22 protein-coding genes are annotated in these 23,232 nt (G+C 71.1%); 15 read left to right on the forward strand and 7 right to left on the reverse strand.

Annotated elements, in window-relative coordinates; translation table 11 throughout:
• Positions 1-73 precede the first annotated feature (73 nt).
• From ACGFMP_RS14550 to ACGFMP_RS14570, 5 genes are all read left to right on the forward strand, one after another.
• Entirely contained in the window at positions 74-652 is a 579-nt protein-coding gene (locus ACGFMP_RS14550) for a cupredoxin family copper-binding protein (RefSeq protein ID WP_393672588.1), read from the forward strand.
• The gene (locus ACGFMP_RS14555) at positions 649-1,611 is read left to right on the forward strand and encodes a metallophosphoesterase family protein (RefSeq protein WP_393672590.1); all 963 of its coding nucleotides are present in this window, start codon (positions 649-651) and stop codon (positions 1,609-1,611) included. Before ACGFMP_RS14550 ends, ACGFMP_RS14555 begins: the two co-directional genes overlap by 4 nt.
• On the forward strand, positions 1,608-2,030 hold the full coding sequence (locus ACGFMP_RS14560) for a hypothetical protein (protein WP_393672591.1): 423 nt from the start codon (positions 1,608-1,610) through the stop codon (positions 2,028-2,030). Before ACGFMP_RS14555 ends, ACGFMP_RS14560 begins: the two co-directional genes overlap by 4 nt.
• 506 nt (positions 2,031-2,536) lie before the next feature.
• A complete protein-coding gene (locus tag ACGFMP_RS14565) occupies positions 2,537-3,193 on the forward strand; it encodes an RNA polymerase sigma factor (RefSeq protein WP_393672592.1) in 657 nt (218 codons plus the stop codon).
• Entirely contained in the window at positions 3,190-3,906 is a 717-nt protein-coding gene (locus ACGFMP_RS14570; RefSeq protein WP_393672593.1) for a Rieske (2Fe-2S) protein, read from the forward strand. The genes ACGFMP_RS14565 and ACGFMP_RS14570 overlap by 4 nt, the downstream gene beginning before the upstream one ends.
• A 67-nt stretch (positions 3,907-3,973) precedes the next feature.
• Here the strand turns inward: ACGFMP_RS14570 and ACGFMP_RS14575 are convergent, their stop codons facing one another.
• From ACGFMP_RS14575 to ACGFMP_RS14585, 3 genes are all read right to left on the reverse strand, one after another.
• Positions 3,974-4,822, reverse strand: coding sequence for a GNAT family N-acetyltransferase (locus tag ACGFMP_RS14575; protein ID WP_393672595.1), 849 nt, complete (start codon positions 4,820-4,822; stop codon positions 3,974-3,976).
• Between the two features lie 387 nt (positions 4,823-5,209).
• Positions 5,210-6,376: an endo-1,4-beta-xylanase gene (locus ACGFMP_RS14580; protein WP_393672596.1), complete on the reverse strand. Its 1,167-nt coding sequence runs from the start codon at positions 6,374-6,376 to the stop codon at positions 5,210-5,212.
• Between the two features lie 323 nt (positions 6,377-6,699).
• Positions 6,700-9,234, reverse strand: coding sequence for an FG-GAP repeat domain-containing protein (locus ACGFMP_RS14585; RefSeq protein WP_393672598.1), 2,535 nt, complete (start codon positions 9,232-9,234; stop codon positions 6,700-6,702).
• Between the two features lie 58 nt (positions 9,235-9,292).
• Here ACGFMP_RS14585 and ACGFMP_RS14590 point away from each other — a divergent pair, with 58 nt between their 5' ends.
• Positions 9,293-9,592, forward strand: a complete 300-nt coding sequence (locus ACGFMP_RS14590; protein ID WP_393672599.1) for a hypothetical protein — start codon at positions 9,293-9,295, stop codon at positions 9,590-9,592.
• A gap of 482 nt (positions 9,593-10,074) precedes the next feature.
• Here ACGFMP_RS14590 and ACGFMP_RS14595 read toward each other — a convergent pair whose 3' ends face one another.
• Positions 10,075-10,413, reverse strand: a complete 339-nt coding sequence (locus tag ACGFMP_RS14595; RefSeq protein ID WP_393672600.1) for a rhodanese-like domain-containing protein — start codon at positions 10,411-10,413, stop codon at positions 10,075-10,077.
• Positions 10,414-10,450: 37 nt separating this feature from the next.
• Between ACGFMP_RS14595 and ACGFMP_RS14600 the strand changes: the two genes are divergently transcribed.
• From ACGFMP_RS14600 to ACGFMP_RS14615, 4 genes are all read left to right on the forward strand, one after another.
• Complete coding sequence (locus ACGFMP_RS14600) at positions 10,451-11,089, forward strand: TetR/AcrR family transcriptional regulator (protein ID WP_393672601.1); 639 nt, start codon at positions 10,451-10,453, stop codon at positions 11,087-11,089.
• A 221-nt stretch (positions 11,090-11,310) separates the two neighbouring features.
• Positions 11,311-11,856, forward strand: a complete 546-nt coding sequence (locus ACGFMP_RS14605; RefSeq protein ID WP_393672602.1) for a GNAT family N-acetyltransferase — start codon at positions 11,311-11,313, stop codon at positions 11,854-11,856.
• Between the two features lie 533 nt (positions 11,857-12,389).
• Positions 12,390-13,169 (forward strand): MHYT domain-containing protein, encoded by a 780-nt coding sequence (locus ACGFMP_RS14610; protein ID WP_393672603.1) that lies wholly within the window; start codon positions 12,390-12,392, stop codon positions 13,167-13,169.
• A gap of 219 nt (positions 13,170-13,388) precedes the next feature.
• Positions 13,389-14,534, forward strand: coding sequence for a PP2C family protein-serine/threonine phosphatase (locus tag ACGFMP_RS14615; RefSeq protein WP_393672604.1), 1,146 nt, complete (start codon positions 13,389-13,391; stop codon positions 14,532-14,534).
• A gap of 332 nt (positions 14,535-14,866) precedes the next feature.
• On the opposite strand, the gene ACGFMP_RS14620 is transcribed toward ACGFMP_RS14615, so the two are convergent.
• The 3 genes from ACGFMP_RS14620 to ACGFMP_RS14630 are packed head-to-tail and all read right to left on the reverse strand — an operon-like array spanning position 14,867 to position 17,927.
• Positions 14,867-16,069 (reverse strand): ABC transporter permease, encoded by a 1,203-nt coding sequence (locus ACGFMP_RS14620; RefSeq protein ID WP_393672606.1) that lies wholly within the window; start codon positions 16,067-16,069, stop codon positions 14,867-14,869.
• Positions 16,066-16,758 carry an ABC transporter ATP-binding protein gene (locus ACGFMP_RS14625; RefSeq protein ID WP_393672607.1) on the reverse strand — a complete coding sequence of 231 codons (693 nt, stop codon included), beginning with the start codon at positions 16,756-16,758 and terminating at the stop codon, positions 16,066-16,068. The genes ACGFMP_RS14620 and ACGFMP_RS14625 overlap by 4 nt, the downstream gene beginning before the upstream one ends.
• Before the next feature lie 5 nt (positions 16,759-16,763).
• Positions 16,764-17,927: a peptidoglycan-binding protein gene (locus ACGFMP_RS14630; RefSeq protein ID WP_393672609.1), complete on the reverse strand. Its 1,164-nt coding sequence runs from the start codon at positions 17,925-17,927 to the stop codon at positions 16,764-16,766.
• Positions 17,928-18,311: 384 nt separating this feature from the next.
• On the opposite strand from ACGFMP_RS14630, the gene ACGFMP_RS14635 reads away from it, so the two are divergent.
• The 5 genes from ACGFMP_RS14635 to ACGFMP_RS14655 all read left to right on the forward strand — a co-directional run bounded on the left by ACGFMP_RS14635 (position 18,312) and on the right by ACGFMP_RS14655 (position 23,108).
• Positions 18,312-18,941, forward strand: coding sequence for a hypothetical protein (locus tag ACGFMP_RS14635; protein ID WP_393672610.1), 630 nt, complete (start codon positions 18,312-18,314; stop codon positions 18,939-18,941).
• Between the two features lie 112 nt (positions 18,942-19,053).
• Entirely contained in the window at positions 19,054-19,683 is a 630-nt protein-coding gene (locus tag ACGFMP_RS14640) for an RNA polymerase sigma factor (protein WP_393672611.1), read from the forward strand.
• The gene (locus tag ACGFMP_RS14645) at positions 19,680-20,318 is read left to right on the forward strand and encodes a hypothetical protein (protein WP_393672612.1); all 639 of its coding nucleotides are present in this window, start codon (positions 19,680-19,682) and stop codon (positions 20,316-20,318) included. Before ACGFMP_RS14640 ends, ACGFMP_RS14645 begins: the two co-directional genes overlap by 4 nt.
• Positions 20,319-20,549: 231 nt before the next feature.
• Positions 20,550-22,364 carry a protein kinase gene (locus ACGFMP_RS14650; protein WP_393672614.1) on the forward strand — a complete coding sequence of 605 codons (1,815 nt, stop codon included), beginning with the start codon at positions 20,550-20,552 and terminating at the stop codon, positions 22,362-22,364.
• Positions 22,365-22,394: 30 nt separating this feature from the next.
• Positions 22,395-23,108, forward strand: coding sequence for a hypothetical protein (locus ACGFMP_RS14655; RefSeq protein ID WP_393672615.1), 714 nt, complete (start codon positions 22,395-22,397; stop codon positions 23,106-23,108).
• Positions 23,109-23,232: the final 124 nt, after the last annotated feature.

A 23,232-nucleotide genomic window follows, 5' to 3' on the forward strand; every position in this document is an offset into this window, starting at 1 on the left:
GTAGGCCGCCGCGTTGAACGCCGCGGCGGAAAACCCACCCTGAAAGGGTGGCTGAGGATGAGGAATCCCCATCATGCATTCCCGCACATCGGGCTCGGAGCACTCGCTCGGGAATCCGCCCCTGCGATCAGTATCCGCGCGGACCGTCGACCCGCTGATCCGGAGACTGCGTGTCGGCGCCGTCGCGGCCGCGCTGGTCGGCTCGCTCGGGCTGCTGTCGGCATGCGGAGGCGCGGACGCCGACAAGGCGGGCGCTCCGCTCGAGGCATCCCCGGGAAGCAGTCTGCCTGGCCTGCCCGGCGCGTCCGGAACCGCCTCGGCGTCGATGCCCGGTATGGACATGCCGTCCTCCGCTGCCTCCGGGGCCGGGGACGCACCCGCACCCGCACCGGTGTCGGGGACGGCGGTCGCCATCAAGAACTTCGCCTTCTCCCCCGCCTCGCTGACCGTCAAGGTCGGCACGAAGGTCACCTGGACCAACCAGGACTCCGACGCCCACACGGTCACCAGCGACGCGTCCGGCGGCCCGCTGAACTCCCCGGCCATGAACACCGGGGACCCGTTCAGCCACACCTTCACCAAGCCCGGCACGTACAAGTACCTGTGCACGATCCACCCCTTCATGACGGCCACCGTGACGGTGACGCAGTGATCGGGGAGAGCACCCAGGAGAACTCCGGCCCCGAGGGCATGTCGCGGCGGCAGCTGATGAGGCACGCCGGCTGGTTCGGCGGCGCGGTCATCCTCAGCGTCGTGGGCGGCGAGGTGATCAGCCACGTCGCCCACAACCACGACCAGGCCGCGGCCGCCACGGCCGCCGACGACCCCAACACCCTGCGGTTCGTGCAGGTTTCCGACAGTCACATCGGCTTCACCGGGCCGGCCAACACCGACGTCACCGGCTCCTTCGAGCACGCCATCGACCGGATCAACTCCCTCGGTTTCCGGCCCGACTTCGTCATGCACACCGGCGACCTCACCCATCTGTCGACACCCGGGCAGTTCGACCAGGTCAAGCAGATGCTGTCCACGGTCCACACCGACCGGGTGTTCGTGGTGCCCGGCGAGCACGACTCCGTCGGCGACCACGGGACGGCCTACCGTCGTGCGTTCGGCGCGAACACCTCCGGTGACGGCTGGTACAGCTTCGACACCCACGGCGTGCACTTCCTTGCCCTTGTCAACACCCTGAGCCTGGAGAAGTTCGGTCACCTGGGCACCGAGCAGCTCGACTTCATACGCAGGGACCTGGCCGGCCTGAAGTCCGACACCCCGATCGTGGTCTTCAGCCACATTCCGCTGTTCGCCATGTACCCGCAGTGGGGATGGACCACCGACGACTCCCTGCAGGTGATCAACATGCTGCGCCGATTCTCGTCGGTGACCTGCCTGAACGGCCACGTCCACCAGCTGTTCACCAAGACCGAGGGCAACATCACCTTCCACTCGGCCACCACCACCGCCTACCCCCTGCCCAAGCCCGGGCATGCCTCCCAGCCGGTGCCCCAGGTCCTGCCTGCGGGGCAGCTCAAAGACGCGCTGGGGATCCGCGACGTCACCTTCCACGAGGGCGACCACGCCCTGGCGGTGAAGGAGGAGCGACTCACGTGAGCACCGCTCGTTCCCGCCTCGGCCGCACCCCCATGACCGCCCTGCTGATCCGGCTGTGCGTCGCCGGCACCGTCACCGAGAGCGGCTACCTGCACGCCAAGCTCTACATCGACGGCTACCGCTTCGTTCCCCACATCGGCACGATGTTCCTCATCCAGGCCGCAGTGTCCTTCGCGGTGGCCGCACTGCTGCTCTTCGCCGGCGCACCGGTCCTGCACCTCATGGCCGCCGGCACCGCGCTGGGAGCCCTGGGCGGGTTCGCACTGTCCCGCACCGTCGGCGTCTGGGGCTTCACCGAACGCGGCCTCCAGCCCCATCCCGACGCGCTCCTCAGCGTGCTCTCGGAAGTCGCCACCCTCCTGCTCATCGGCGCCTTGTGCACCTACCTGCTGCTGCACCGCACACCACGGCGGGAATGAGCAGGACTTGCTCATGTGCCGCCCTGCCTTCGTGCGGCAGTCTGGAGACAGGAACGACGAGCCGGACGGCGGCCCAGCGTCACCGCTGTCCTGGCCTGTCTGATCCCGCGGCTCATCGGACGAGCCGTGCCGGCGGCGTTGTCGAGGGCGCGCCGCCGGCCCTGCGGGACCGGGTGCACCCCCCCTGCCTCCGGTCCCGCACCGCTCTCCGGCGCCGCGCCCCCATCCAGGCTGCCGGGCTTCTCCGCCGTGGCGGCGCCGCCGAGACCCGGGCCGGGGTGTAACCCCCTCCTCTATCTCATGGATGAGTGGCCCGGCCCGTACGGCCGGGGCTCGCTGATCTCACCGTGGCTCATGCCGTCTCGACCCGCACGGGTGCGGGACGGGACAGGGTGCGACGGCCCACGAGACACACGCGAGGCGGTTCCTGGATGCGAAGGCTGCGGCTGAGAAGCGAGGAGAGTCCGGTCGGACCTGTGGAGCAGGTCCGACCGGAGGAGGGACGGGTGCCGGTGCATGCCGCGGGGAAGGACGGCACCGGTGCCCGGCCCGTGCAGTTGCCGACCGCGGTGTATCCCGGCTGGGAGGCGATCTACGAGGACAACGTGGCCAGGATCCACCGGCTGATGTACAGCAAGGTCGGCAACAGGCCCGACGCCGAGGACCTGACCTCCCAGGTGTTCACGACCGCCCTGAAGTCCTTGCGGGCCACGGCCACCGTCGGCGAGGTCCGCGCATACCTGCTGGCCACCGCCCGCACCACGCTCGCCGGCCACTGGCAGCGCACCCTCGGCCGCCAGGTCACCGTCATCGACATCGACGCGGCCGACCTGGACGACTTCGCCCAGCCGCCGACCGCCGGTCCCACCAGTCGTGCCGGTGAACATGCCGCACGCATCCTGGCGGCCCTGTCCGAGCAGCACCGCCGGATCCTGGTCCTGCGTTTCATGCTCGGCTACAGCATCCGCGAAGCGGCGGCCGAGATGGGCATCACCATCGCCAACGCGAAAGTCCTGCAGCACAGGGCGATACGCAAGGCCGCCGGGATGGAGGAGTACACCGCATCCGGGCGAGCCGAACTCACACGGTTCCTCGACGACGCAGAAGGCTGCGGGGACCGCAGCGAATCCGTTCACCACACGGGGCACAGGAGATCGACATGAGAAGCCCCGTAGACCGCTACGTCGCCCGCCTGCTGAGCGGACGGCGCCCGAAAGCGTTCGCCGCGTCCGAAGAGGACATCGCCCAGGTGCGCGCCGTCATCGAACTGCTGGAACACCGCACCGAGCGCGCACTGCCGGCTGAGGCCTTCGTCACCCGCCTCCGGTACGAACTCGCCGCAGGGCAGTCCCGGACACCCACTCCGCACACCCCCACGACCGCGCTGCGGCGCCGTCGCCGTTTCGTGCGCGCCGGACTCGTCGGAGCCGCCGCCTTCGGCACCGGTCTCGTGACCGAACCGCTGCTTCCCCTGGGCTCGGGCGCGGGCGCAGGCCAGGCGAGGCCAGAACCGGAGGTCCGGCCCACGAGGGGGACGTGGCACACGCTCGCCTCCAGCGCCCAGGTCCCCGAAGGCGCGGTCATGGACTTCGACCTCGGATCCCTGGCGGGCTACGTCCACCGCACCGCGGGACGTCTGCAGTCGGTGTCCGCCACCTGTACCCATCAGGCGTGCCGGCTCGACCTCGACGCCGCACGCAGCATGCTCGTCTGCCCCTGCCACGGTGCCAGCTTCACCTTGGCGGGCGCCCCCCAGCCCGGCACGACCTACCGCGCGCACGGATCGCTGCCGCCCCTCCCCCGCATCCCGGTACGGGAACGACTCGGCCGCATCGAGATCTACGCCCCCGCACCCATCCCTCCCGCGGAGGCATGACGGATCTCTCCGCCCCCGCACAGCGGCCGGCCCACGGGCCGGCCCGATTCCCGCGCCTGGTCGTGGGTCAGGGCTGCTTCTCGAGGACGGCTCGGGTGTAGAGCAGGTCGAAACCCTGGCGCTGGACGTTCTGCTGGGACTTGGACCCGGGCTGCGTGGTCACGACGGCGATCTCGCAACCTGCCGCCGCGGCATCGGCGAGCCTGGCAGAGGTCAGGGCCGTCTGCACGCCCTGCCGCCGGTGTTCGGGCGCGGTCCCCGCGCCCGCCATCTGGGCGATACCGTCCGCGATGCGGAGCCCGCCGCCGCCGAGCAGGGTCCCGTCGCGCAGTGCGCTGTAGTGGACCACACCGGCGGCCGTACCGTCCCGCTCCGCGTTCTCCAGGATGTGCCGCGGGAAGTCCTCGTACCAGGGCACCCCTTGGGTGTCGGGGTGCAGCGACGCCCGTACCAGCACATCCAGCAAGTCCTCGTACTCGTCGTCGCGGGTCCGCCGAACCTCCATCCCGGGCGGTACCACCCGCTCGACGCCTTCTGCCGGCGCCCTGCCCAGGACGTTTTCGAAGGACACCAGACGGTAGCCGCGGCCGGTGAGGAAGGCCCCGATCTCCGGATCGGCGAGATGCGCCAGTTCGACCTGCACCGGGGCGCCGCAGGCGGCGTAGGCCGCTTCCACCTCGTCCATGTCGGCGGAGGCGGGCACGCCGTGGAAGCCCAGGCCCGCGACCTTGTTGTAGGGCGAGTCGGCCTCGGCGAAGGAGGCCACGCCCCCGGCAAGGGAGATGACGAAACCGTCCTCGGCGCCGGCGCGATCCCGTGTGGCACGAGTGCACTCCGCCATGAACAGTGATTCGGCCTGCTCGATTCGGGCCGCAAGGTCGACATCGCAGAAGACGGGCGTTCGGGTGCTGTTCATGAAGGACCTGCGTTCGCGTGTAGGAGGAGGTGGGGTGCGGCTGAGGCGTCCTGAGAGAGCCTGCCCGAGGATGCCTGCCGGCAGCAGGCGCAGGGGCCTGGTGTCGCCGAGCGGCGGCTGCGCACGCTGGTGCCGGGCGCCGGGGTCACGAACGGGAGAGTGGCGTGTGCGGAGGCCGCCGGCGGCCGACCACCCCCACCCGCGCCTGGCGCGATCACCATGAACGAGCATGCGGTGACCGCGGTCCATGGGAACAGAGCAAACCGTACTCACGGGGCTCCGGGTCGCCGCTGCGGCAGGACACGACAGGTGTGGGGTCCTCCCGTGATCGGTGGGACCCCACACGTGTCGTCGCGATATCAGGACCGGCTCGGACGAGCCGGATGCCTACTTCCTGCCGTCACCCACGTGGCCGTGGCGCCTGTCGCCGGCCGCAAGGCTGAGGTCCTGCTGGAGCGTGGAGTACGCGGTCTTGGGCTGCAGGTGCACGTCGTAGAGCAGGCCGAAGCCCTCACCGGCGAACGTGCCCGGGATCCAGGAGTCGCCGTCGTACACGCCCCAGGCCGTGAAGGAGATGCACTGGCTGACGAGCTCGCAGCCCTTGAGCAGCTCGGAGAACTCGTAGGGCTGCGCGAACTGGGCCAGTGAGTCGGTGGGCACCTGGTCGGTCGCGTTGTTGACGAAGGTGCGCACGTCGGCCTCGGTGATGGCGACCTTCAGGCCCAGGTCGCCGTAGGCCTGCAGATCGGCCTGGTAGCGCTGGGCGTCGAAGCCGAACTGGGTGTCGAGGTGGCCCTGCTCGCCGATGCCGTCGATCGGAACGCCCTGCTTGCGCAGGTTCTTGACGAAGTCGTGGACGGCCTGGAACTTGGCGTTCGTCCCGTCCTCACCGGTGATGTTGAAGTCGTTGTACATCAGCAGGGCCTTGGGGTCCGCCTGGTGCGCCCAGCGGAAGACGTCGGCGATGACGCCCGAACCGAGGTGCTGGACCCAGAAGTCGTCGGCGTTCAGCCCGTCGGCCTGCGGGGTCTCCCAGGAGTTGGCGAAGACCTCGTTGACCACGTCCCACTGCCACACCTTGCCCTTGAAGTGGGTGACTTCGTCGGTGACGTGCTTGCGGAGGAGGTCGCGCAGTTGCGCGTTGGTGATGGACCCGTTCGCGACCCCGGTGGTCAGCCAGCTCGGGATCTGGTTGTGCCACATGAGGGTGTGGCCGCGGACTGCTTGCCCGTGCTGCTGGGCGAAGGCCACCAGATCGTCTGCGGCCTTCCAGTCGTAGACGCCCTGGGTGGGCTCGACGGAGTCCCACTTCATGGCGTTCTCGGCCGTGACCGAGGAGAACTGGTCGGCGACGATTGCGGTGTAGGGCTTGTTGCTGCCCAGCTGGGCCGCGTCGACGGCCGTGCCGATACGCAGCCCCTGCCTGGACGCCAGCCCACGCAGGGAGGTGTCGGGCGCGTCCTTGCCGTTGGCGAACGCGACAGCGGCAGGAACGAGCATGAGGGTGACGGCGGCACCGACAGCGACGACAGCGGATCTGCGTCGGAACTTCACAGGAGACTCCCAGGAGTTGGAGGACCGAAAGTTTCGGGTCAATGTTCGATCGGATCGGAGTTGCAAGCTAGGCCGCGCTTTCCGGCCACGTCAAGGTGTCGAGTGTCCGGAATTCGACGGAATTGATGAGTACTCAGTGCTCATGCCACCGGCCCGATCGGCGGGCACCCTGGCCTTCGGACCTGCGGCCGGGAGATGGCATTGATCCAGCGCCTGACCGCTCCCGACGGCCCCGGGGTCCGCTGCGGACGCCGGCGGGGTGCTCGTGGCAGTCGCGGGAGGCGGCGCAGCGGGCGGGGCGGGGAGAACGGGGGGCGGGTCGCCTACAGGGCGTGGTTGGTGACGAAGTAGGTGCCGTCGCCGTTCGAGAAGGCGATCGGAATGCTGGTCCAGCCGGCGCCGCCGATCAGGGCGATGTCGGCGTTGCCGTCACCGTCGAAGTCCCCGGCGAGGGTGTGGACGCCGGTGTTCTGGGACCAGGCGGGGAAGAGTCCGCCATCGGAGTTGGTGGTGTCGAAGCCGCCGGCGCCGTCGGAGCGCGCATCGGGGATCGTGGTCCAGCCCGGATTCCCGGGGCCGGGAGTGAGCGCGATGTCGGTCCTGCCGTCGTGGTCGGTGTCCTCCGCGAGGGCGTGGGTGCCGGGGTGGGCGGCGATCGGGCCGAAGACCGCGACGGCGGTGTTGGTGGCGTGGAAGGTGCCGTCACCGTCGGAGAAGGCGACCGGGACACTGGTCCAGGGGCCGCCGCCGATCAGGGCGAAGTCGGTCCTGCCGTCGTGGTTGTAGTCACCTGCGAGGGTCTGGACGCCGGGGGTCTGTGCCCAGCCGGGGATCTGTCCGCCGGTGCTGTCGACGAAGCGGAAGCTGCCGTCGCCGTTGGACAGGGCGGTGGGGACGGTGGTCCAGGTGGTGTTGCCGGGGCCGGGGGTCAGGGCGATGTCGGTCCTGCCGTCACCGTTGACGTCGCCGACGACGGCGTGGGTGCCGGGCTGGGCGGCGTAGGGGCCGAAGCCGGTGATGGCGGTGTTGGTGACGGTGAAGGTGCCGTCACCGTCGGAGAAGGCGACCGGGACACTGGTCCAGGGGCCGCCGCCGATCAGGGCGATGTCGGTCTTGTGGTCGTTGTTGAAGTCGCCGGCGAGGGCTTGGACGTTGTCGCCGCGGGACCAGCCCGGGAAGGGGCCGCCGTCGCCGTCGACGAGGGTGAAGGTGCCGTTGCCGGCGGACAGCGCGACGGGGATCGTGGTGGCGTTGGCGCCGCCGATCAGGGCGATGTCGGTGGCGCCGTCGCCGTTGAAGTCCCCGGACAGTGGGGTGGCGTCCGGGGTGTCGGCCGCACCTGCCAGACCGGGGTTGGTGTGACGGACCGTCGCGAAGGAGCCGTCGCCGTTGGAGAGGTGGGCGGTGACGATGCCGTCGCTGCCTCCCAGTTCGGCCACGTCGGTCTTGCCGTCCTTGTCGAAGTCGCCGGTCACCGCGTGAGCGGTGGGCAGGCCGGGGGTGATGTAGGTGCGGTTGCCGACGGTGGCGTCGGCCAGGCCGTCGCCGTCGATGTCCGCGAGCCTGACCGCGGTGCCGGTGGCGCCGGCCTGGTGGAGATAGACCCAGCGGCCGGCGAGGCGGCTGGACTTGAACCACCACGTCTGGCCGCTGGCCAGGAACGGGTCGCTGACCCCGTCACCGTCGAAGTCCGCGCTGGTCACGGTGTGGGATGCGGCGTTGAAGCCGTAGCTGTTGCCCGGCAGGATGTTCGGCGAGACCTCGGTGAACGCGATCGCGTCGGACTGGTTGCGGCGCGCGAACACGTTGTTGCCGATGTCCATGCCCACCGACGGGCTTCCCCGCAGCTTCACGTCGTACTCGCCGGTGTACTCCACGGTGTTGTACCGGACGTCCATGAACTCACCGGCCGGCCCGCAGTTGAACTCGCCGAAGAGATCGCAGTCGTCGCGGCCGTGCATGTCGATGATGTGGGTGTGGTCCACACCGGTGTTGATGCCGCCGCCGGGCAGGATCAGGTTGCGCTCGAAGAAGTACCCGGTGCCGGGGCGCCCGTCACCTGCGACCGCGTGCCGGTTGCCGTCGAAGACGTTGCGCTCGATCAGCGCGGTGGCTCCGTTGGCGGTCTCCACCCCGTAGCCCTCGCCGTGACCCCCGCCGATGGTCGCGCCGGTGGGGTGCTGGTCGTCGTGGACGAAGTTGTCGTGGATCCACACGCTGCCGGCGTTGCCGCGGTCGATCAGCCCCCGCGGGTCGCTGACCTCGACGCCCGCTCCGCGCCAGGAGTAGATCTCGTTGTGGTCGACCTCGACGTTCGGCTTGACGGTCACGATCGCGTTCGTGTCGTCGTCACCGAGGTTGTCCAGGGCGTTGGCCGGCGCAAGGCCGTCGAGGCGCAGACCGCTGATGCGCTCGTGCGAGGTGGTGCTTGCGTTGTTCACGAAGAGCAGCGTGGAGGGGAAGGTCCGGGTGAACAGCCGCCCGGCGTCCGGGTTGGAGCCCGCACCGCCCAGGATCTGCACGCCGGCGGCCACGGGCAGGTTCACCAGGCCGCTCACATCCAGATTCACCCCGTCATGCACGCGCACCTCGATGCCCGCGGTCTGCACCCCGCGCGCGAAGTTCATCTTGTCCTGGGTCGTGTTCCCGACGATGTCCACCGCCTTCGGCGCACCGGGCAGCGGGCCCGTCGGCTGGACCACCGTGACGTTCGCCGGGTCCCCGAGAACGAGCCTGCCATGGCCGGCGCTGCTCAAGGCGATGCCCCACCCCAGCGACCGCAGCGGCGTCACCGTACGCGAACCCCTGAAGGTCGTCTGCACCCCGAGTCGGATGTCGTCCGCGGTCTGAGTGCCCAACACGAACGTCTGCGGAGCCTCGTTCAGCTGAACGGTCTCCTCGACCAGGCTGACCGTGGTGTCCGACGGGCAGTTCTGCGAGATGCTCGCCGACCAGGTGACCTGGTCGCTGTCCAGCCAGTTGACCGTCGGTGACGCGAAGGACACCTCACCCCGCGAGTTCACGACGCACGCGCTCCAGCTCACCGGTGCGACCGCGGAGGCAGGCACCGCGACCATCAGCGACGACGCCACCGCCCCCGCCGCCACGCCCGCCGACAGCCAACGGCGAGCCCGCCGCACCGACCTCCTACGCGCCGCACGACGCGTCAGCTTGTTCACGGAGATCCCTTTCACACACAAGATCGAGCACTCGTAGGGCCTCGGACACGGCTCGTCCGCTCACAGAGGACTGCCGGAGAGGCGCGGGGCCGGACGCGGCAGGCTGCCGCTCGCCGCCATCAGCGCCGGTCGCGCTGCCCACGAACAGATAGACCGGACGGTTACAGCCGACTACCGACCGTGGTCTTCCGCCGGTCGCGCGTGGCCCACGGTGTTCCTGCTCCCACCCTTGCCGCCGGGCTTCCGTCCGCGCGAGGGACGTCGACGGTCGTCTTGCGGATCGACTGCCCGGGGCCCGGGTACCGGCCAGACGCGTCGGCGTCGATGCGATCGCGACCGAACGCCAGGTCGTGGCGGTGGGGCTGCCGACCGGCCCCGCCGCACCCGCTGGGGGGAACAGTGCCCGGTCCGGCAGCCGGCCCGGTCCAGCCGTGGGCGCTGGTCGGACCGGGCCGGCGAGGGGCGGGTGCGCACATGTCAGGCGGGTGCGCGCCTGCCAGGCGGGGGAACCACCTCGCGCTACGAGAGCCGGACGGCGGTCTCGACGGGAAGACCGGCCTCGACCCAGTCCTGGATCCCTTCGCTGTACTTGCGCACGTCGGTGTAGCCGAGCGCGGTGAGACGGTCAGCCACCTGACCGCTGTTGGGGCAGGCGGTGTTGGAGCAGTACGTGACGATGGCCGCGTCGCGGTCGGGGAGCAGCGCGGACGCCCGGGCGTCCACTTCTGCCGGGGCCAGCGCCAGGGCGCCGGGCAGATGCTGCTGGGCGTGGTACTCCCCGCCCAGGGCGTCCACGACGGTCACGGTGCCCGCGTCGATGGCGGCCTTGAGGTCGTCACGCGTGATGAGAACGGTCATGCTGGTTCCTTCCCAAGAATCGGACTACAGTCCCTGTATGTCTGACGTTACCGGACCGCAGTCCGATTCGGTAGTCCCGCTGGAACTGCTGCGCACCGCGCCGCCCAAGGAGCGCGTGGACGCGGCCCGCAACCGCGCGGCGGTCCTGGCGGCCGCCGCCCGGCTGTTCCGCGAGCGCGGCGTGGAGGCGGTCTCGCTCGATCAGGTGGCGGCCGCCGCCGGCGTCGGCAAGGGCACGATCTTCCGGCGCTTCGGCGACAAGGCGGGGCTCGCGGTCGCACTGCTGGACAGCCGGGAGAGCGATCTGCAGGAAGGGATCCTCCACGGCCCGCCGCCCCTGGGCCCGGGCGCTCCGGCGGCCGAACGCCTCGCCGCCTTCACCGACGCCTACCTCGACTACCTGCTGGCCCACCTGGCACTGGTCCGCGTCTCGGAGACCGCCTCCCAAGGAGCCCGCTACCGGATCGGGGCCTACCGCTTCTGGCACCGGCACGTGGCGCTCCTGCTTGCCGCCTCGCCGGATCCCGACTCCTGCGCACACGCCCTTCTGGCCGCCATGGCGGCAGAACACGTGGCCGCCGTGCTGCCGTCCCTCGGCGAGCAGCGACTGCGGGCCGGGCTGCGGCACTTGGCGGCAGCCCTGTCGGCCGACGCCCCCTCCCGGGGCCGTGCGTGACCCGGGCCCCATGCGGATGCGGCGGCCACCGGGGCACCGAGGTCGGCGACGGCCCTCCAGGGGTCCCGCGGTTCGCTTCCCGCCGGGAGCTCGTCCAGGTCGGCGGTGGACGCCTGAGCCACCGACGAACGTGACATCGCACGCACACTCTTCGTGAGCTGTAGGTGGCGTCCGGTCAAGTAGATGTACCCATCGATCGACATCAATGAAGGGAGTGGTCCGTGCCCGACACATCACCGTCGAGTGCCGAGCGCGGCGGATCGCGGTCGCCGCGTGACGCCCGCGGGGACGGCGTGCGCGTCGCGCTGTACACAGGTCCGCGACGAGACCTGCGCGCCCTGTTCGAGCTCGCGGAGGACTCGGCCCCCACGCTCGACGCCTACATCGGCCAGGGGCGGGTCCTGGCCGCCCTCACGGAGACCGGGCCGGTCGGCCATCTGCAACTTGTGGACACCGCGACACCCGGGCAGGTCGAGCTGAAGAACATGGCGGTACGTGAGGACTTCCAGGGCCACGGCGTCGGCCGCCGGCTCGTGCAGGCCGCCGTCGACCTGCTGCACGAGGAATCCGCCACACTGCTGCTGGTCGCCACCGCGGCCGCCGACACCGGCAACCTGCGCTTCTACCAGCGGCAGGGGTTCCGGATGAGCTCCGTCGAGCGCGACGCCTTCACCCCGCAGACCGGCTATCCCGACCGCATCCTCATCGACGGCATCGAACTGCGCGACCGGGTCTGGCTGGACATGCCCCTCGGGACGCGGTCATGACCGGCCCGCGCATCGTGGAGCGCGGCGTCCACGGCCTGCGGCGGCCAGGCCCGGCGCCCGGGCCCGGCCCCGCCAGGCAAACCCTCGCCGGCTGACAGCGCCCCAGACGCCGCAGGGCCCGCAGCGCGCCCGGCCCGGCAACGCCAGGAGCTTTTCGCCGGCCAGGCGCTTCTTCTTCCGGTTGGCCGGATGTTTCGTGGGTGAGGTGAGTAATTGATACTCATTTTCCCGTGGAAAAGCCGTGAATATCACTTCATTGAGGGCGGCCGCGGTCAACCTTGTGGACGGCATCTCCGAATGGCGCGGCGATGCCGCCGGTGAGGCCGGCACCCATCATCCCGTACCAGAGGGAGACGAAGCGATCGCTCCCGCGGCGCACCCCTTCCGTCGTGTGCCCGCAGGACCGAACGGATCGCCGGCCATCCCGTCGGCGCCCTGACGTTCAGCGACCGCCCACGATGACGAGGTGCGATTTCCTGCCGCGCCAGGAGAGGTCAGGCCCTGCCCGTACAGGTGTGTGCAAGGAGTTCCTCATGTCCCGTCACGAACCGCTGTGGTCCGATTCCATCTACCCGCTGATCGCCTACCTGATCGCCCTGACGGGGTCGTCGCTTGGCTTGTCGTGTGCCCGAAGAGTGCAGCTGCTGGGGTACGTGCGGGGGCGCGCCTGGCTCACGGGCGGGGCGTTTTCCCTGGGTACCGGTATATGGGGCATGCACTTCGTGGCGATGCTCGGGTACAGGTCCCCGGGTGCCGCGGTCCGTTACGATCCGGTCCTCACCCTCCTGAGTTGGGCGGTGGCCGTATCCTTCGTGGGAATCGGCATGTTGCTGGTGAGCCGCAGTACCACGCGGTCGTCGCTGCTGTGCTCGGGTCTGCTGGCCGGGGCGGGAATCGCGGCCATGCACTACCTCGGCATGGCCGCGCTACGCATGGCCGGCCGAAGGGTGTTCGAGGGTGGGACCGTGGCGCTCTCGGTGGTGATCGCAGTGGTGGCCGCGACTGCGGCGCTGTGGGCCACTCTCCGGCTCACCAGCCGGATCGCCAGGTTTGCGGCCTCGCTCGTCATGGCGTTGGCGATCAGCGGAATGCACTACACCGGCATGATGTCCATGACATCCATGACCTCCGCGGGCCCTGCGACCACAGAACAGGCCGATGGCATGTCTCCCATCAGTGTCGTCGTGCCGCTCACCGCCGGTCTGACCTTCATCATCTTCGTCGTGTCCTTCGCGGTTCTCATGAATCCGGTGGGCGAGCTGGCCCGCGAACTCAGCCGGCAGCAGGTTCCCCCCGTCCAGGCGGGCAACTGACCTGCGAAGAACAGGGCCAAGCCCACCGTCGGAAGGGGCCGTTCGGCGACGACACAGGCGTGGCGGTGGACCGCGAGGGGCCCTGGAAAATCGACGGTCCGCACTCGGCGCGACCAGTGCACCGAATGTCCCCTTTATCGCATATTTATCGCTATGGAATATTCTTCGAAGGTCACTCACCGACTGGCCCACCGACGCAAGGGCACCAAAGGGGATCCCATGCACACCTGGCACCGGCACCCTCCGCTGCGGAAAACGGTGAACATCCGCGAGCGCGCCTGGACCGCGACGGCCGCCGTACTCATCGCGCTGGTACCGGTCGTGGACCTGTGCGTCCCGTCGGGCATCCACCTCGCGCACGCCCTGATACTGCCTGTCGCGATGGCCGCCGTCTTCCTCGGCCCGCGCCGCGCCACCCTGACCGCCGGGTTCGCTGTGCTGGCGCTCGTCGCCGCCGCGGCCGAGGGCATGTCCCTCACCAGTGAGAACGTCCTTCTGCAGCTGGGCTGCCTGGTGGGTCTTTCGGCGCTGCTCGTCGTGATCAGCCGCCTGCTGGAACGGCGCCGCCACGACCTGGCGGGACTGCGCCGCGTCTCCGAGGCGGTGCTGCGCCCGCTGCCACAGCGGGCCGGGCCGGTCTCCATCGCCAGCGCTTACCGGGCCGCCGACATCGGGACTCCCGTCGGGGGTGACCTCTACGCGGTGGCCCGGACCGCTGACTCCACACGACTGCTGATCGGCGACGTCCGCGGCAAGGGGTCGGGGTCGGTCGGCGACACCGAACTTGTGCTGGGCGCCTTCCGCGCCGCGGCCCACCGCCAGTCACCGCTGCCCGAGCTGGTCGCGTCACTCGAGGGCAGCGTCCGCTGGGGCATGAACGAACACTGGGACGCCACCCGCGCTGCCGAAAGCGCCGAGCGCTTCGTGACCGCCGCGATCATCGAGATCCCGGACGAGGAACCGTACGTGCACGTGGTCAGCTGCGGCCACCTGCCCCCGCTGCTCTTCCACCAGGGCGCGGTCATCCCGCTGGACACCGTGGAGCCCGCCCCGCCGCTGGGACTGGGCGCGCTCGCCGAAGGCGGCTACACCCCCACAACCTTCGCCTTCGCACCCGGCGACCGGCTGCTGCTGTACACCGACGGGGTCACCGAGGCCCGCAACGGGAAGGGCACCTTCTATCCCCTGCTGGAGCGGGCCGCCGCATGGGCCCACCACCACCCGGGCTCCCTGGTGGAGACCCTGACCGCCGACCTGCGGGCCCATGCGACGACCGGCCTGAACGACGACATGGCCGTGGTGGCCCTGCAACGCGACGAACTGCCGGCCCGTGACCTCGCCGAGGGCCTGATCGCCGTCCGGTGAGGGCGTGCGGGAGGCCCGCGCCGCGCACCCCCGGACGTGAGCAGCCGGGGAAGGTGACGCCGCGAACGAACGGTCCCGGCTTCGTTCGCGCACGAGACCACGGCAGCCTTCATGATCCTTTGCGGCTCAGCCGCCCGGCGGGTCAGCGCGCGGCCCGGCTCCCGAAGGCCTCCCGGGGGTAGAGCCCGACCCCCGGCGCGGGCCGGAAGCGCCCGGGAGGGCGGCCCGCGTCCCGGCGGGCGACCGCGTGACGCGGCGCTGGACGAGGCCACCACCTGGGCGACCCGCGCGCCTCGCACGCGACGGCTACCCGCGCACGACCCGGCCGGTCGTCAGGTCGAGCCGAGCGCTTCGGTCGGCGGCAGCCTGCTGGCCCGGACGGCTGGGTAGAGTCCGGCCAGGCACCCGATGAGCTGCGTGGCGGCGAAGGCCGCCGCCAGTGTCCACAGCGGGATGACCGAGGGCCAATGCCGGCTGACGGAGTAGCCCGAGGTCACCCCCGCGCCCAGGAGGATCCCGCCTCCGCCGCCGAGAGCGGACAGCAGGAGCGACTCGGACAGGAACTGCAGGCGGATCTGCCCCCGGGTGGAGCCCAGAGCCCGGCGCAGGCCGATCTCGGAGCGGCGTTCCAGTACCGAGATGACCATGGTGTTGGCCACCCCCACGCCGCCGACCAGCAGCGCGACCGCGCCGAGGGCGAGCAGCAGGGCGCTGAACGTTTCGTCGCTGGCCTGTTTGGCCGCAAGCGCGTCCGAGGGACGGGACACCGAGACCTCGAAGGGGTTCTCGGGGTCGGCGGTCCGGGCGAGCACGCTGCGGACCGCGTCGACCTGGCCGTCGGCGGCGCGGGTGTAGATGGTGGTGGCGTGCCCGTCGAAGGTGAGCCGCTGCTGTGCGTCCGGCCAGCCCACCAGGACCGCGGTATCGAGTTCCGGGGCGAGCGCGACCGGATCGAGGATGCCGATGACGCTGTACCAGGTGCCCGCCACGAAGATCTGGACCCCGGCGTCGGGGGCGACGAGTCCGAGCCGCTGCGCGGCCACGGAGCCGAGCACCGCAGCCGGGTACCGGGCGGTCGCTGCGTTGAGCCAGGTCCCGGTCCTGACGGTGGCCCCGACCGTGCCCGGCAGATCGGTGCGCGCGGCGTAGAGGGCCAGCCCGCCGCTCTCCTCGGTGGGCACCTTGTCGGAACGGTAGATCTTCGCCCCTCCGATCTTGCCCACCGCGGAGACGCTGGTCACCGGGCCGATCCGCCCGATCATCCCGACGGCCTGCACGGGGAGGCTGGTCTGCTCCCCCTCGATGCCCTGTCCTGGCGTGACGGTGAGCAGGTTGGTGCCCAGTTGCGCCAGCGTCCGGTCCAGGCCGGCCCGTGACGAGGCGGAGATGGCCACCACGGCAACCATCGCCGCGATGCCGATGGCGATGCCGAGCGCGGACAGGAACGCTCGCAGCGGTCTGGTGCGCAGGCCCGTGCTGCCGACTCGGAGCACGTCCCGCGGCCGCATCCGGGCAGGGCGCAGGGCTGTGCTCATGCTCTCGCCTCCGCGTGCTCATGCCCGGGCCGGCTGTCCGAGACGATCCGGCCGTCGCGCATGCGGACCTGACGCGGCAGGCTCCGCGCGATGTCCTGGTCGTGGGTGATGACGATGATCGTGGTACCGCTCTGATGCAGCTCCGTGAGAAGCGCGATCACCGCCTGCCCGGACGCGGTGTCGAGGTTTCCGGTGGGTTCGTCGGCGAGCAGCAGGGCGGGGTCGCCCATCACCGCACGGGCGATCGCCACCCGCTGCCGCTCACCACCGGACATCTGCCGCGGCCGGTGGCCGAGCCGGCGGCCCAGGCCCACCCGGTGCAGCGCCGCCTCGGCCATCCGGCGGCGCTGTGCCGCGCCGACCCCGGCGTAGAGGAGTCCGTCGCTGACGTTCTCCACGGCGGACAGTCCTGGCGCGAGGTGGAACTGCTGGAAGACGAACCCGATACGACGGGCCCGCAGCGCCGACAACTGCCGATCCGGCAGCCGCCGTACGTCGTGCCCGTCGATCTCGACGCGTCCGCGGGTGGGGCGGTCGAGGGTGCCCAGCAGATGCAGCATGGTGGACTTCCCCGAGCCGGACGGCCCGACGATGGCCAGCAGTTCTCCGCGGCCGACCGTCAAGGACACCTCGTCCACGGCGGTGACATCTCCCGGATGGACCTTGGTGACCTGTTCGAGGCGGGCCATGGGTGTCATTTCGGCATCACGACGCGGGCTCCGGCCGCGATGCCAGGACCTGACACCTCCACCTTGCCGGCGGCGAACATCCCGGTCGTGACCGGCACGTATGTGGTGGCGGTGCCCTCGACGACCTGAAGGCCGTAGCCCCCGTCGGCCAGTGCCACCAATGCCTCCACCGGAACCGCCAGGACGTTCTTGTGCACGAGCGCGGTGAACCTCACCTCCACGCTCGCGCCGTCGAACGGTGCGGCGGCCCGCTGAGCCTTGTCGCCGGACAGCGCCACCAGGACCTGCACGGTCGGGTCCTCCCCTGCTCCTGCTCCTGCTCCTGCTCCTGCTCCTGCTCCTGCTCCTGCTCCACCGTCGCCCTCGGCGCCCGGGCCGGCACCCGAAGCCGTACCCCCGCCCGCGGCCGATCCGGATGCGGCCATCGCCACGGTCGCCGGAACCGTCGAGCCGTCGGGAAGCGACACCGTCACCTTGCTGCCGGCGACGACCAGCGGCTTGTCGGCCAGCTTCACCTGCGTACGCACCGCCCGCGTCGTGTCGGTGGCGGCCATCACCTGCTGTCCGGCCACCGCCGCGTCGCCGGCGGAGACCTTCTCGTTGCCCACCCGGGAAGGCCCAGGCAGGAACACCGCCTGCCCCAGGGCCACGGCACCCGTCACCTTCTGCGCTGTGTCCCCCTGCCACTTCCGGACGGCGGCCTCGGTCTTGGCCGAGAACTTCGTGTCCACCGTGAAGTCGCTGTAGCCGAGATCGGCCAGATTCTGTTCGAGTTCCCGCACGTCGTCCCCCACCACCCCGGTCTTCAGTTCCCGGTATGCCGGAAGGAGCCCGTACATCAGCGTCACCGGAGAGTCGTCCACCGCAAAGAGCCGATGCCCCCGAGTGATGGTGGCGCCGACGGCGGGCAGCGCGGTGTAGGTTCCCGCAAGCCTGTTGCTGACCTGGACGGGATCGCCGAAGCCCAGCGTTCCGGGTGCCGTCGCGGTCTGCGTCAGGGTCTGCCGGGTCACCGCGGCGGTGGCGACCGCGAGTTTCCCGGCAGGCGACGGCGCCCTCTTCGCGGTGCGCACACCGACCACCGCCAGTCCGACCGCGGCGCCGGCCACCAGCACCGCCACGGCCACCAGCAGGGACCTTCGGCTCCGCCGCTCCCCCCGTCTACCCACGGGAGCTCCCCATCGGCTCGCTCCGGCGGCTGCCGATCGCAGCGCGGAGAAGGCTCTTCGTCACCGCGCTGCTCCTCATAGCTGTACTCATGGGTCCCTTCTCGCGGGCGGGTTCAGGCGGGGTTCCCACGGGTCCCCGCGTGACGTGCACGGGGTCGCCCGCACGGCGTGGGCGTGCGCGCCCCCTCGGCTCCTTCACCGCGTACTGCCAGCGCGGCCCGGGTTCCTTGCAGTGGTCTGCGTCACATGCGGCAAGTCGAGCTCTGTGGAGCGGCCTTGAGCCGCGCTGTGAGACGCGTCACCGGAAGGGCCCGGCGCCGGGTGGCAGTACGAGATGCCGAGCAGCCGCTCGCACCGGACCCGGACACGAGGAAGACGCAGACCTTGAGACTTCGTACATCACTGATGGTGGTCAGCCTGGCGAGCGCGGGAATCGCCACACTGGCCGCGTGCAGCAGCGGGTCCTCCGCGAACGGCGGCGACCAGACGATTCCCACAGCTCAGGTGCCGACCTCGGCAGCCACCGCGCCGACCTCGGCTGCCTCGGGCAGCGGACCGGGCGCGGGCAACCGGCCGACCACGTCAGCCCCTTCGACCCCACGGACCTTCAAGGACCAGAGCGAGGCGACGGGAACGAAATACGCGCGGTGCATGCGGAGCAACGGCATCGACATCCCGGATCCGGCCACCCCCGAATTCACCGTCGACTACCCGCCGACCGCCAAAGGCAAAGCGGCGTTCCACACCTGCTCCCCCTTCCTGCCGGAGAAGTTCCACTCCCGGCTTCCGACCCCCAGGGAACTGGAACAGGATTTCGCGTTCGCCAGGTGCATGCGGGAGTCGGAGCTGACGGACTACCCCGATCCTGACGGCAAATACGGCGGCGAGGTCATCGCCATGGACTCCCAGTGGTTCCACGACCCGCGGCTCGAAGACATCAACAAGAAGTGCCACGCGAAGTACCCCCAGGCCGGGAAGGCGAGCGGACCGCGCGACTTCGGCCCGATGGGCTGAGCTCCCACCCCGACCGGACGGCACCCGGCCGCACCCGCCGGGATGTTTCGGCAGCACGGCCGTGTGAGCCACGTCACGGGAACGGCTCTGCCCGGGGAGGCAGAGTCTCAGTGTGGACGATGATTTCCGGGCCCGGGTACGGGCGGGTGATGAGGGCGCTTTCGGCGTGCTGTTCCGTGAGCACGGCACCGCGATCTACAATCACTGCTTCCGTCTGACGGGTGACTGGGCGGCAGCGGACGACTGCACGTCGCGGGTGTTCCTCGAGGCGTGGCGGTCGCGGACGAAGGTGGACCCGCGCGGCGGAAGTCTGCTGCCCTGGCTGTTGGGTGTCGCCACCCGTGTGGTGCACCGGCACCGGCGGGTGGCCTGGAGGAATCACCGGCTGATGAGCCGGCTGCCCCCACCGGAACTGGCACCGGATTTCGCCGACGAGGTGGTGGGCAGGCTGGACGACCAGGACCGGATCGCTGCGGCGATGGAAGTCCTGAACCGGCTGTCACGGGCGGACCGGGAGGTACTGGCCCTGTGCGTGTGGGCCGGGCTGGACTACGAGGGCGCGGCCGAGGCCCTCGGCGTGCCGGTCGGCACCGTCGCCTCCCGCCTGTCGCGCGCGCGACGCCGTCTGGAGAAGTTCGCCGAGAAGAGTCCCGGCTCGGGCAGGGAAGTCAGAACCGTCGGCTCGCAGCCGGCAGGTGACCACACGGATGCGGTCCGGCTGGACGAGAGGAAGAAGCGATGAACAGGGACCGGGACGACGACCTGCGTGTACTGCGCCAGATGTTTCCTGCCCCCGCCGAACGCGACTTCCCGCCCGGCCGCCGCCACCAGCACGAGGAACACCTGATGACCAGCTGGCTGCGGCTGTCCCACCGCTCGAGCACCCGGCGCCGGCTCGCCGTCCGCCTCGCGGCACCGCTTGGCGTGGCCACGGCCACGGTCGGAGCGTTCATCGCCTTCCAGATGTCCACCACTGCCGCGGGCGACCGCACGCCGCGAGCCGCCGTGCCCCACGGCGCTCCCTCCAGGCCGGCCGCAAGCCCGCTCACCAACGTCAGCACTGCTGCCTACACCCTGGACCGGGAGGCGGGCGACACTGTCAGGATCACCCTCCGCGCCGGTGCCACCCGCACGGCAGACGCCGCCCAGTTGCAGAAGGACCTGGCTGCGATGGGCATCCAGGCCCGCGTCACCAGGGGCAGGACCCAGAGCTCCCCACCGTTCACCTACAACCTCGCCACTCGCGACAGCAACGGGGACTTCGTCGCCACCCTCTCCCGGAAGGTCCTGAGCAGGAATCCGGAGACGGTCGTGTTCTCCCCCGAAGCCGACGACGTCGACGCCCTGACCGTCAGTCTGGGTATCAGCTCGCGGTGACCCGGACCGGCGCTTCCCGATGCGGCCTCGGCGAGTGCGTCCCGCTGTTCGCCGAGGGTGCCCCGGCGCTCGCGTGAGTACTTCTTACTCGTGTGCTGCGCGGGACCGGCCGCATAACCTGCTGACGATACGTCCTGAGGCGGAACAGCCCGGACGGGACAGCCGGCTTCGCTCGAAGCGCTGAGGCCGTCGCACCCACGAGTCGGAAAGAACACACGCGTGCACAACGACATGGCTATCGGGACGGCAGGCGGCGGGGAACCCGGCCACGGCCAGTGGGTCGTACCGGGCTGGACCCACGTACGGGAGCTCGGCCGGGGGGCGTCGGGGCGGGTGGTGCTCGCCCGGGACAACCGCTCGGGTCAGCTGGTGGCCGTCAAGTACCTGAGCGCGGAGCTCTGCGTGGACGGCCGCTTCCGCGAGGCGTTCCGCGCCGAGGCACGGTTGCTGGGCGCCCTGGACTCCCCGCACGTCGCCCGGCTGTACGAGTACGTCGAGGCCGGGCCGGGCGCGGCCATCGTCATGGAACTCGTCGACGGCATCGCGCTGCACACCCTGCTGCGCCAGGAGGGCGCCACCGGCCCCGAACCGGCCCTGGCCGTCCTCAAGGGCTCGCTGCTGGGCCTGGCCGCGGCGCACACCGCAGGCGTCGTGCACCGCGACTACAAGCCTGCCAACGTCCTGGTCACCACCGACGGCCGCTCCAAACTCGTCGACTTCGGCATCGCGGTCCGCAGCGGCCGCGGCGGCGGCATGGCCGGCACGCCTTCCTACATGGCCCCCGAGCAGTGGTCCGGCGCCCCCGTCACTCCCGCCACCGACGTCTACGCCGCCACCGCCACCTTCTACGAGTGCGTCACCGGCACCAGGCCCTATACAGGAACGACGCTGGTCGAACTGGCCGTCCAGCACACCGAGGCACCGATACCCGATCAGGACGTGCCCGAAGAACTGCGCCGGCTGATCCGCCGCGGGCTGGCCAAGTCCCCCGCCGACCGGCCCCGGAGCGCGCTGGAGTTCGTCACCGAACTGGAGTCCGCCGCCGTCGCGGCCTACGGCCAGGACTGGGAGGAACGCGGACAGCGCAAACTCGCCGCCCTCGTCGCCCTCCTGCCGCTCCTCATCCCCTCGGCCACGAAGACGGGTCCTGACACCACAGTGCTGGCCCGGAGCCGATTCGGGGCGCCCTCCGCCGGGTCCGCGGAAGGCAGCGTGCGAAGCCGGCGGGGGCGGGGACCGGGACGCCGCAGCAGGCTCGTCGCCGGAGCCGTCGCGAGCGTCGTCCTCGTCGCCGGCGGGCTCGCCGTGGTGGCAGAGGCGACCGGCGGGAGCGGCCCCGGGGAAAGCGTGTCCGCAACAGGCCCGTCGGTGCAGGGCTCCCCGGACGCCGGGGCTTCGACGGATTCAGGGGACGGGGCGCGGACCGGTTCCTCCGGTCACGGGTCCGGCAAGGCCGGGCCGTCCGCGTCCGGCGCGGCGTCCGTCCCTGCGTCGCCGGCTTCGCCCGGAGCGTCGCCGACCACGCCCGGGGCCGCCGGAGGCGGGCTGCCCACCTCGGGTGGCACACCGCCGCCGGTCGTCGGCGCCGGCGCACCCCCTGCGAGCGGGGCGCCGGCCCCCGCTCCCTCGCAGCCCGACGGGGGCACTCCGCCGGGCTCCGGCCCCACCTCGGCACCGCCCAGCGCCCCGGCCCCGCCACCCGCGACACTGCACGTCGACTCGATTGCGGTCACCCAGGCCCTGTGCTCCGGCTCCGACGGCATGCAGGCCCTGGTCACGGTCGACAGCGACGGGGCAGCGGCCGGGACACTGGTGCTCAAGTGGTTCCACAACATGACGACGGACATGCAGGGAGCCACCACCGTGGCGACGGTCTCGGTACCCCTTGCCGCCGGGCAGCGGACGCTGTCGAGGACCTTCTCCCACGTCTTCGGCACCGGCGACACGTTCGACGTCTGGGGGCTCGCGGTCTCCACCAGCCCGGCGGCAAGCACGGGTCAGAACTCCTTCCAGGTGGTCGGTGAATGCGGCCGAGTCATCTTCTGATCAACCGCCCGGGAGCCAGAGAGGTCGCTCATGCCGTACGACGAAGATCCGCGCCTGGCCTTCGGCCGCACACGCGGGGGCAGGGACGAGCCGGAGGAACGGGCCTGGTTCCCTCCCCAGCCCTCCGGGACCGGCGGGACCGACGGCACAACGATGCGGCTGGGCGCCCCTCGACCGTCCCCCGAAGAGGTCACCCGGGCCACCATGCTCGACCCTGACGCCTGGCCCACCGATGTCGGGGCGGCCCGGCAGCACCCGGCCCCGGCTCCCGCCACCGGCTGGCCGACCGCCGCCGCCTGGCACGGCACGACGGCGACCGGCGAGCGGGCGGTCGCGGTCCGACCGCGCCGCCGTCGTGCGCTGCGCGGCTGGCTGCTGCCCGTCGTGGTGCTGACCGCGGTCCTGGCCTACCTCGGATGGCAGCGGCTGGGCGGCACGGTGAAGGTCGCGGGGGTGGGGGTGCGCAGCACCGCCACGCAGGTGGGCTGCCACACGACGGCGCGGATCGTCGGCACGCTGCGGACCACCGGGGGGGCCGGCACGGTCGGCTACCGCTGGCGCCGCAGCGACGGAACCGTTTCGGACGTCGTGCGGCAGCACGTGGCCAAGGGGAACCGGCAGACCGACGTGGTCCTGCTGTGGGCCCTCGACGGACCCGGCTCCTACACCGCGACCGCCACCCTCGAAGTGCTCACGCCCCAGCAGTGGTCGGTCTCCGCCACCTTCCGCTACAGGTGCCGCTGACAGCCGCCGCACATGCCGCGGACGCGCTCGGCCCGGGAATTCCGATACCCGTCCCCCACCTTCGCGGTGGTGTCGCTGCCCCTGGTGCCGTCGGCCGGGTCGGCTCATGCCCGCGGCGGCCGCT

This window comes from Streptomyces sp. NPDC049040, assembly GCF_043197715.1.
In the GTDB taxonomy this organism is placed as follows: domain Bacteria; phylum Actinomycetota; class Actinomycetes; order Streptomycetales; family Streptomycetaceae; genus Actinacidiphila.